This window comes from Pseudonocardia sp. McavD-2-B (assembly GCF_024124365.1).
GTDB lineage: Bacteria > Actinomycetota > Actinomycetes > Mycobacteriales > Pseudonocardiaceae > Pseudonocardia > Pseudonocardia alni.
Window position 1 is genome coordinate 19,931 of sequence record NZ_JAMXSG010000035.1, and the last position, 9,346, is coordinate 29,276.

9 protein-coding genes and 1 pseudogene are annotated in these 9,346 nt (G+C 75.6%); 2 read left to right on the forward strand and 8 right to left on the reverse strand.

From position 1 onward, the window contains the following. Window positions 1-17: 17 nt before the first annotated feature. From NH602_RS07875 to NH602_RS07910, 8 genes are all read right to left on the reverse strand, one after another. Complete coding sequence (locus NH602_RS07875; RefSeq protein ID WP_226364667.1) at window positions 18-380, reverse strand: STAS domain-containing protein; 363 nt, start codon at window positions 378-380, stop codon at window positions 18-20. Beyond that, complete coding sequence (locus tag NH602_RS07880) at window positions 377-1,489, reverse strand: B12-binding domain-containing protein (protein WP_253067445.1); 1,113 nt, start codon at window positions 1,487-1,489, stop codon at window positions 377-379. Before NH602_RS07880 ends, NH602_RS07875 begins: the two co-directional genes overlap by 4 nt. After that, on the reverse strand, window positions 1,486-3,135 hold the full coding sequence (locus NH602_RS07885) for a PP2C family protein-serine/threonine phosphatase (RefSeq protein WP_253067446.1): 1,650 nt from the start codon (window positions 3,133-3,135) through the stop codon (window positions 1,486-1,488). The genes NH602_RS07880 and NH602_RS07885 overlap by 4 nt, the downstream gene beginning before the upstream one ends. Before the next feature lie 131 nt (window positions 3,136-3,266). Further along, complete coding sequence (locus NH602_RS07890; protein WP_218899288.1) at window positions 3,267-4,073, reverse strand: YqjF family protein; 807 nt, start codon at window positions 4,071-4,073, stop codon at window positions 3,267-3,269. Continuing rightward, window positions 4,070-4,744 carry a DUF4383 domain-containing protein gene (locus NH602_RS07895; RefSeq protein ID WP_253067447.1) on the reverse strand — a complete coding sequence of 225 codons (675 nt, stop codon included), beginning with the start codon at window positions 4,742-4,744 and terminating at the stop codon, window positions 4,070-4,072. The genes NH602_RS07890 and NH602_RS07895 overlap by 4 nt, the downstream gene beginning before the upstream one ends. 118 nt (window positions 4,745-4,862) lie before the next feature. Next, window positions 4,863-6,017, reverse strand: coding sequence for an AI-2E family transporter (locus tag NH602_RS07900; RefSeq protein WP_073575897.1), 1,155 nt, complete (start codon window positions 6,015-6,017; stop codon window positions 4,863-4,865). A 46-nt stretch (window positions 6,018-6,063) separates the two neighbouring features. Beyond that, on the reverse strand, window positions 6,064-7,524 hold the full coding sequence (locus tag NH602_RS07905) for a cell wall metabolism sensor histidine kinase WalK (protein WP_253067448.1): 1,461 nt from the start codon (window positions 7,522-7,524) through the stop codon (window positions 6,064-6,066). Further along, on the reverse strand, window positions 7,521-8,225 hold the full coding sequence (locus tag NH602_RS07910; protein ID WP_073575899.1) for a response regulator transcription factor: 705 nt from the start codon (window positions 8,223-8,225) through the stop codon (window positions 7,521-7,523). Before NH602_RS07910 ends, NH602_RS07905 begins: the two co-directional genes overlap by 4 nt. Window positions 8,226-8,361: 136 nt before the next feature. Between NH602_RS07910 and NH602_RS07915 the strand changes: the two genes are divergently transcribed. Next, complete coding sequence (locus tag NH602_RS07915) at window positions 8,362-8,880, forward strand: CvpA family protein (RefSeq protein ID WP_253067449.1); 519 nt, start codon at window positions 8,362-8,364, stop codon at window positions 8,878-8,880. Between the two features lie 87 nt (window positions 8,881-8,967). Next, window positions 8,968-9,346 (forward strand): annotated as a pseudogene (locus NH602_RS07920) (hypothetical protein); the annotation flags it as partial.

Below are 9,346 nucleotides of genomic sequence, written 5' to 3' on the forward strand. Positions count from 1 at the left end.
CGCGGGGGCCGGCCGGCTCAGGTGTCGAGCCGCTGCTCGCGGGCCGGCCCGTCGGCTCCGGTGAGGTGCTCCAGGGTGTTGGTGACGCGCAGCAGCCGCTCCAGCGCACCGGCACGGTTGTCGAGGTGCAGCTCGACGCCTGCGGCCCGGGTCCGCCTGCGGATCATCAGCAGCGACGACAGACCGTAGGAGTCGCAGTACCCGATCCCGGCGCAGTCGATCCGCAGCTCACGTAGGCCGGGCCGGTCCGTCAGCAGCACGGCGACGGCGTCGGTGAGCGCGTCGGAGGTGGCGTAGTCGAGGTCACCGGCCGGCGCCACCGTCGCGAGGTCCGGCGCGGGGCTGGTCCAGGTGAGGGACAGCTCTCGCGGGTCGCTCATGCGGGCCTTCCGGTTCGGTGCAGCGTCGTGGAGTCGGCGCCCTCGGTGACGGCGCCGGCCGGGACGGGGGTGTCCGCGCCTCCGGTGAGCGCCGGGGACGTGGTCGCGCGCCGCAGCAGCTCCGACGCCCGGGTGAAGTCGCGCAGCTCGTCGCCGAGCAGGTCCAGGACCGGCCGCAGGACGGCCACCGGCACCGACCGGGCCTCGAGCACCTCGGCGGTCCAGCCGAGGAACTGCTCGAACAGCTCCGCGTCACCGGTGTAGAGCGCCACGGACAGGAAGTCGACGATGTGCCGGACGTCCTCGGCGGTGTGCCGGCGCTGCTCGTCGTCGTATCCGGCCATCGCCGGGACACGGTCGGGCAGGCGGTCCAGCACCGTGGCGACCAGCTGCGGGGCACTGCGGGTGACCAGCGTGTACTCCTGGTCGGACAGGTGCGGCAGGTCGTCCATCGGCTGGGCGTGCGGGTGCGCCGGGGCGGGCAACCCGTCGGCGAGGGTGTCGGCGGCGGCCCGCGCGTCCGGGGCCCAGGCGTCGGCGCCGAGCAGGCGGGCGTAGCGGCCGTCCGTGCCGAACGCCCGCCCGCCGACGATCACCGGGACACCCGCGGCCTGGCAGGCCGTGATCGTCGCGTGCGCGGTCGGCAGCCGGGTCGCGATCGACGACGACAGCGCCACCGCGTCCGGGCCGGTCCGGTGCAGGTGGGTGACCAGGTGCGCCGCGGGGACCTGCGCGCCCAGGTAGTCGACGGTGAACCCGCGCAGCCGCAGCACCTCGGCCAGCAGCCGGGCGGGCAGCGCGTGCCACTCGCCGTCGACGCAGGCCACGGTCACCCGGCCGCGCCCTCCGCCGTGCCGCCCGCTGGTCAGCGACAGCGTACTGATCACGCGCTCGTTGATCGCGGTCGCGGCGTGCTCCTGGGCGACGGAGAGGCGGTTGGCCGCCCACTCGAGCCCGACCCGCTGCTGCACCGCGCCGATCACCTCGAGCAGCACGGCCTCCGGCTCCAGGCCGTCCCGCAGCGCGTCGACGACGACGTCGACCGCGCTGTACTCGTCGCCGCGCAGCACCGCGCCCCAGAGCAGGTCGGTGTAGCGCCCGGCCGTCATGCGGTGTACCTGCCCCGGCCCGAACCACCCACCGCGGTGAGGTGCCGGCCGCGCGGAGCGGTGACCGCGAGGACGGCCATGTCGTCGTGGGAGTTGCGCCCCACCCACTCGGTGGCGAGCATCTGCACCCGTTCGACGACGGCCTCGGCCGGCATCCCGGCGCACTCGGCGGCCGCGCGGCGCAGGCGCTCCTCGCCGAACTGGTCGCGCCCGACCGGGCCGCCCTGGGCCTCGGTGATGCCGTCGGTGAACATCAGGCAGGTCTCGCCGGGCCCGAGCCGGGTCTCCCAGGTCGACGCGTGGATCTCGGGCAGCGCCCCGATCAGCGTGCCGAGCGTCGCGGCCTCCTCGACGCGGCCGTCGGCGCGGATGATCAGCGGCGGCGGGTGGCCCGCGCAGGTGATCCGCAGGCGCACGTCGGCCCCGCTGCGCGACACCGACGCCAGCACCAGCGTCACGAAGCGGGCGTGGTCGTCGGAGAGCAGCGCGTTGTTGAGCAGGTGCAGCAGCCGAAGATGGTCGTCGGCCATCGGCAGCAGCGCGTGCACCGCACTGCGGATCTTGCCGGTGAGCACGGCGGCCTCCAGGCCCTTGCCGCACACGTCCCCGAGCACGGCGAGGGTCTCGTCTGAGCCCTCCCCGCCGGGGTGGACGTCGTAGAAGTCGCCGCCGACCCGCTCGGAGTCCTGCGCGGGCCGGTAGCCGCCGGCGAACTCGACCCCGGAGACGTGCTGCAGCGACGGCGGCAGCAGGTCGCGCATCAGGGTCTCGGTGATCGAGGCCTGCTGGGCGAACATGCGGGCCGCGGACATCGCGAGACCGGACCGGGCGGCGAACTCGCGGGCGGTCGCCTCCTCACCCTCGCTGAAGGGCCCGGTGTCGGCGCGGCGCAGGAGCACGATGGCGCCGGCCGGGATGCCGTGCCCCGGCAGCGGGGTGACGACGATCGAGCCGACCTCGCCGAACCCGTCCGGCGTCACCCAGGCGGGGGCCACGGCGGGGTCGATCCAGCGCGACGGGACCGGTGGGAAGCCCTGTAGGGCCTCGGCCAGGCCGGGGACCTCGTCCGGGTCGATGCGCAGTGTCCGGTGCCGGAGGGGGCCGTCGGTGACGGCGTCGACGACCTGGAACTGCCCGCGGGTGCCCGGGGTCATCACGAGTGCCCCGTCGGCCAGTCTGCTCACGGCGAGCTGGGCGGTGACCTCCATGCAGCGACCCAGGTTCAGCGAGCCCAGGAGCGCGGCCGAGGCCTCGGACAGGAAAGCGGCGCGGGCCTGCTCCAGGTGCAGCTCGTCGCGGATGGACCGGACGTCGGTGACGTCGATCAGCCACCAGGTGACCGAGCCGTCCTCGTGCCGGACGGGCTGGGCCTCCAGCACGCGGCCGTCGACGACGTCGGAGAACGCGGTGGGGACGCCGCGGTCGGCGCGACCCGCGGTGGCCAGCCACGGGGCGACCCGCGACAGCGGGTCCCCGGTACGGGCCCGGGGGAGCAGCGCGCGTGCTGCTCCGTTGGCCTGCAGCACGGTGCCGTCGGCGCCGACGGTGAGCGCGGCGCACGGCGCGTCGGCCCAGCGCCGGTCGACCACGGGCGACGCGTCCGGTAGCACGGTCGCGTCGCCGGTCGTCGGCTCCAGTTCGGTCACATCAGCTCCTGGCCCCTGGCGGGCCGGTCGTCGGCGCCCGGGGAGGCCGGGGCGCGGAACGCCCTACCGTACCGCGTACGCGACAGGCCCTCATCCCGGGCGCGCGGCGCGGGGGCGGCGATGCGTGCCCCTCACCGGTGCTCGCGGACCCGGCGCCAGCCGCCGAACCGGACGGGCAGACCGGGCGAGGCGAGGACGCTGTCCGGGGGGCCCGACGGCGGCGCGGCACCGGCCGCGGCGACCAGGTTCTCGTCGAGTTCGAGCAGCTCGGCGTGGTGGAGCGGCCAGCGCGGGTGGTCGTTGCGCCAGCGGACGGTGCCCAACGGACGCCGGGTGTGCAGCGCCCAGCGTGCGGTGAGGAAGTGCTCGAGGTCCCCGGGTACGGCCAGCGGGGCGCCGGTGCGGACCCGGGTCCGTGCGGAGACACCGCGCGGGCCCGGGAAGCGGCGTGTGCAGGTGTAGGCGATCTCCTCGCCCTCGGCGACCCGCCCGGACACCGTCGACGGCGACCAGTCGTAGGGCAGGGCCGCGACACCCCGCGCGGCGAGCACGGGCAGCATCCGGTCGGCGTCGAGCGAACGGAACACCACGCCCCGGCGGCCCTCGTCGTCCACCGAGTACAGCCGGACGTTGGTCTCGGCGAAGCTGCCGAGCCAGGGCAGGCCGGGCAGCGGGCCGAAGCCCAGCCGCCGCATCCGGAAGTGGATGAGCCCGACCCAGGTGACGCCGTCGTGGGTGTCCGGACGGGTCCGGGGCGGCAGCAGCGGCGCCACCGCGGCGGGGTCGGCCCGCCAGTGCAGGAACACCACGTCGGCCCAGTACTGGTGCAGCAGCGGGTGCCGGACCGGGGCGGGCGGGTCCGGGGTGACCGGCTCGGGCGCGACGCCGGGCGGCACCGGTGCGGTGTCCCGGCCCGGTGCCGTGCGGCGGCCGGTCACGCCGGTGCGCCGCCGCGCTCGGTGCGGGCCTTCCACGCGTCGCGGCGCTCACCGGTGTCGCGGATGGCGTCGACCTCGGCGAGCATGCGGCGCTGCTCCTCGGTCCCGCCACCGTTCGCGACGAGCCGCTCGGTGTCGGCCAGGGAGCGGGCCGCGGCGATGTCGGCGGCGCCGGCGGGCAGCCGCTGGTCGCGGTCGTCGCCACCCTCGGCGTCGACGACGTGCTTCTGCTCCGCCGCGTAGGGGTTGTCCGACGGCAGCCGGCCGCTGAACCGCCCGTACGCGCCGAGGACCAGCATCACCAGGCCCACGAGCAGGCTGAACACGACGTTCGGCATCCGGAACGCCAGCAGGTTGTACGGCGTGCCGATGAGCAGCACGTTGACCACACCGGACAGCAGGAACAGCGCACCGACGGTCACACTGACCGTCGAGGCGAACCGGCCGCCCCGGACGGCGGCGCCGACCAGCACCGCGCCGACGACCACCGACACGGTCGACAGCAGCAGGTTCGTGGACAGCCCCAGCACCGGCGACCCGGTGGTGGAGAAGAAGTCGAGGTTGTTCGTGAAGCCCAGCACCCCGAACACCAGGAGCATGATCCCGACGAACAGGCTGCTGATCCGGTGCAACCCGTTCAGCCGGCGTGCGTCGGACCCGATCGATGACATGACGTCGTCCTCCGTTCGTCGAGCGAGGCACTCCGGGGATAGCCGATCGCCTTCCCGGACAAACCGCGCTGACCTGCGAAGGTGTGCCGTGTCTCGAAACCCGGATCCGGGTTGCGGATCAGACGGGACCGGGGAGCGCGACGGGCCCGGGGCCCTCGCCGCGCAGCGGCCGCGCCGAACGCGGGTCCAGCGGGTCGACGGTGCCCGCGTCGCGCAGCGTCCCGTCGCCGGGCCGGCGCAGTGAGCGGACACCGGCGTCGGCGAGGGTCACCAGCGGCACCGCGAGCAGTGCCCCGGGCACCCCGCCGACGATCAGCCCGGCGCTGATCGGCAGCACCACCGCGAGCGGGTGCAGCCGTACCGATCGGCCCAGCAGCAGCGGCTGCAGGATGTAGCCCTCGACGTTCTGCACGATCAGGAGCAGGCCGATCACGAGCAGCGCGTCCACCCAGCCCCCGGAGGCGAGCGCGACGAGCACCGCCACGATCCCGGTGACGACGGCGCCGACGGTCGGGACGAATGCGCCGAAGAAGATCAGCGTGGCCAACGGGACGACCAGCGGGACCCCGATCACCCACAGGCCGACCGCCGCGGTCACCGCGTCGACGGCGGCCACGACGACCGTCGCCCGGGTGTAGCCGACCAGCGACGCGAACGCCCGCCGGCCCGCGACGTCGGCCCTCCGCCGTACGTGCTGCGGGACCGCGCCGAGGACGAACCGCCAGATACGCGCACCGTCGTGGATCAGGAAGATCAGCACGAACAGCATCAGCAGGGTCTCGGCGGCCAGCTCGCCCGCGGTCCCCAGGGCGCCGATCACGTTGTTCGCCAGCGCGGCCTGGTTGCGCGCCAAGGTGTCGAGCAGCGACTGGAAGACGGCCGAGAGCTGGGTGTCGTCGAGCCGGAACGGCGGCCCGGCCAGCCGGTCCCGCAGCGCGACGACCGTCTCCCCGATGCTCGCCGACAGGCTCGGCAGCCCGTCGAGGAACGCCGCGACCGCCCACCACAGCACCCCGACCGCCACCGCCAGCCCGCCCGCGACGACGACACCCGTCGCCAGACCGCGGGGAACCAGCGGGACCCGGTTCACGATCCGGGCCACCGGTGCGAGCAGCGCGGCCAGGATCAGCGCGAGAACCACCGGCACGACCAGCACCGCGAGCTGCGCGATCAGCCACAGCACGACGGCGACGGCGGTCGCGACGAGAAGACCGCGCCAGGCCAGGCTCGACGCGATCACCAGACCCCGGGGGATCCGCGGTTCCTCGGTCACCGCGGCCTCCCGGATCGGACAGGGTCGGACTGACGGTTGCGTGACGTCACGACGGTAGTCCGCCGGGGCCCGTCACGGGCAGGGTGAGGACGAAGGTCGCGCCGTCGTCGTCGGGTGGGCAGGTGAGGTCGCCACCGTGCGCGCGGGCCAGGCCGCGGGCGATCGCGAGGCCGAGCCCGGCGCCGCCGCTGTCCCGGTCGCGGGCGTCCTGGAGCCGGACGAGCCGGTCGAAGACGCGCTCGCGGTCGCCGTCGGCGATCGGGGTGCCAGTGTTGCGCACCGAGACCGACACGGTCCCGGCCGCCCGGTCGGTCCGGGTGACGACCTCGATCCGCCCGCCGTCGGGGGTGTGCCGGCGGGCGTTGTCCAGCAGGTTGGCGAGGATGCGCGACACCGCCTGCGGGTCGGCGCGCACCGCGGCGGGCTCCCCGTGGCAGTCGACGGTCAGCCCGGGCGCGAGCACCGCGGCCCGCCGGGTCTCGGCGCGGGCGATCCCGGCGACGTCGACCTCCCGTGGCGCCACCGCGGTGCCGCCGTCGATGCGGGCCAGGTCGAGCATGTCGGTGACCAGCCGCCCGGCCCGGCGCGTCTCGCCGAGCAGCAGCTCCAGGCGCCGGGTGCGGCGGGCGGGGTCGGCGTCGGGCCCGGACCGCTCCAGCGTCTCGGCGACGGCGGTGATCCCGGACAGCGGTGTCCGCAGCTCGTGCGCGGCGTCGGCGAGGAAGACCCGGGTCCGCTCGGCCTCCTTCCGGGAGCGCCGCTCGGCGTCGGTGAGGGCGTCGAGCATGCCGTCCATCGCTGCCGCCGCGGTGCCGAGGTCGGTGTGCGGGCGATCGGGCCGGAGCCGCGCGTCGCGCTCGCCCGCGGTGATCCGCCCGGCGAGCACGGTCATCCGGTCCAACGGGCGCAGCGCCGTCCGCACGACGAACGACACCGCACCGAGGGCGACGAGCAGGGTCAGCAGCACCGATCCGGCCAGCACCGCACGCAGGCCGTTGCGGACCTGGGTGACGTCGGAGGCGTCGGCGACGAGCTCGACCGTCGCCCCGCCACCGGCGTCGAGGGTCACACTGCGGCTGCCGGTGTCCGGTGGGACGGGTGGCCGTCCGGCCGGGACCGGGGCGGCCGGCGGGCTGCTCGGGTCGTCGGTGCGGTCACCACCGGGGCCGCGGTCCGGCCGGCCGGCGGGCGGTGGGGTACCGGGCGGGTTCAGTCCGGGGTCGCCCATGACCTCCCCGTCGCCGGTGGTCACCTTGATCCGGATCTGCTGGCCGGACAGCCCGGTGACCAGCTCCTCCGGGGTGGCGCCCGCTGCGATCAGCTGCTGGGCCTGCACCACACGGTCCCGCAGCCGGGAGTCGAGATCGGACTCCAGGCGGGCCCCGAGCAGGACGTCGACGAGCACCACCACCAGGACCAGCAGCACCGCCACCACTCCGAGCACCGCGGCGGTGACCCGGCGGCGCAGCGACGGGGTGGCGGTGCGGGTCTGCGCGGCGGAGCTCACGACGGCCCGCGCAGCGAGTAGCCGAGGCCCCGCACGGTGTGCAGCAACCGGGGACCGTGCGCCTCCAGCTTGCGGCGCAGCGCCGACACGTGGACCTCGACGAGGTTGGGGTCGTAGGCGTCGTAGCCCCAGACCGAGCGCAGGATCTGCGCCTTGGACACGGTGCGTCCGCGCTGCTCGGCGAGGTAGGTGAGCAGCCGCAGCTCGGTCGCGGACAGCTCCAGCACCGTCCCTCCGCGGGAGGCGACGGCGGCGTCGGGGTCGAGGACGAGGTCGCCCACCTGCACCGCGGACGGCAGCCTGCCCCGGCGGCGCAGCACCGCCGCGACCCGGGCGACGAGCTCGTCGAGCGCGAAGGGCTTGAGGACGTAGTCGTCGGCGCCGGAGTCGAGCCCGCGGAGCCGGTCGGCCAGCGCGTCGCGCGCGGTGAGCATGACGATCCCGGCGTCCCCGTGCCCACGCACGACGTCGATCAGCTCGAACCCGTCGCGCCCGCCGGGGAGCATCACGTCCAGGACGACGAGGTCCGGCCGGAACGCGGCGAGGCGCTCCTCGAACGCGACGCCGTCGACGACGCCCTCGGTCACGTGCCCGGCGTCGGCCAGCGCGTCCACGACGGACTCGCGGATGGCGTCGGAGTCCTCGAGCACCAGGACCCGGGTCGTGGGGCCGCGGCTGTCGTCGTCCTGGCGTGTGCTCACGGGGCAAGGGTGCGCCGCGAGGCTGAGGGGGAGCTGAAGGACCCGCCGGTTTCAGGTCCGTCTCAGGTACCGCGGGCATTGTCGTGGCAGACACCGAGACGACGGGCCGGCCGGCCCGCGGCGCGGAGAGGAAGAGATGACCCTGCTCGACGTGATCGTCCTGATCATAGTGGTGGCCGCCGCGATCGGCGGGTTCCGCCGCCTCGGCGGCGTGGCCCGGGCCGGGCACCTGCTCGGCCTCGTGGTCGGTGCCGGCCTCGGCGCGGCCTGGGGCTCGAACCTGGCCCGCTACGGCGACACCCCCGACTCGGCCTGGTTGTGGGGCCTGGTCGGGGTGATCGCCGGTCTGCTGCTGGGCTCGCTGGTCGGCGGGTTCCTCGGCGGACTGGTCAGCCGGGTGCTCGCCCGCGGCAAGCTGTCCGTGCTGGACCGCGTCGTCGGCGCCGTCACCGGTGCCGTGACCGCACTGCTGGTGATCTGGCTGGTCTCGTGGGTGGTCCCCGCGGTCGTGAGCGCCGAGGCGCTCGCCCCCGTGACGACACTCGCGCAGTCCCTGGGCGGCAGCCGGATCGTCGACTCGGTGTCGGAGCTGCTGCCCGCGACGACGTCCGCTGCCCGCGACGTCGTCGACGCCGCGCGGCCTCCCGCCGGCTGATCCCACCCGACCCCCAGCGGTCCGCCGTCCGGCGGTCCGCGACCCGCCGCTGCCCTCTTCCGGGTACGGCACCGTCCGAGGAGAACCATGAACGACGAGAACCGCACCCCCCGCGGCGACGACGACCGCCCCACCGACCGGCAGCCCCCGGTCCCCGCCGACGAGACCCCCACCGCCCACACCCCGATCCCGCACGTCCGGGACGGTGTGCACGGCGGGGGGACCGTGGCCGCCGCCTCCGACGCGGGTGACCCTGCGCGACGACGCCGGTTCGCCGCCCTACGACGCCGGTCCGCGCTGCCCGCGGTCGCGGCCGGCGTGATCGGCCTGGTCGTCGGGGCCACCGCGAGCGGCCTGATCGTCGGGACCGCGTTCGCCGGGCCGGGCGACGGCCCCGCCCACACGGCGGTCGCGGCCGACGGCCCCGGCGGGCCCGACGGCTCCGGTGGTGAGGCCGGTGGTCCGG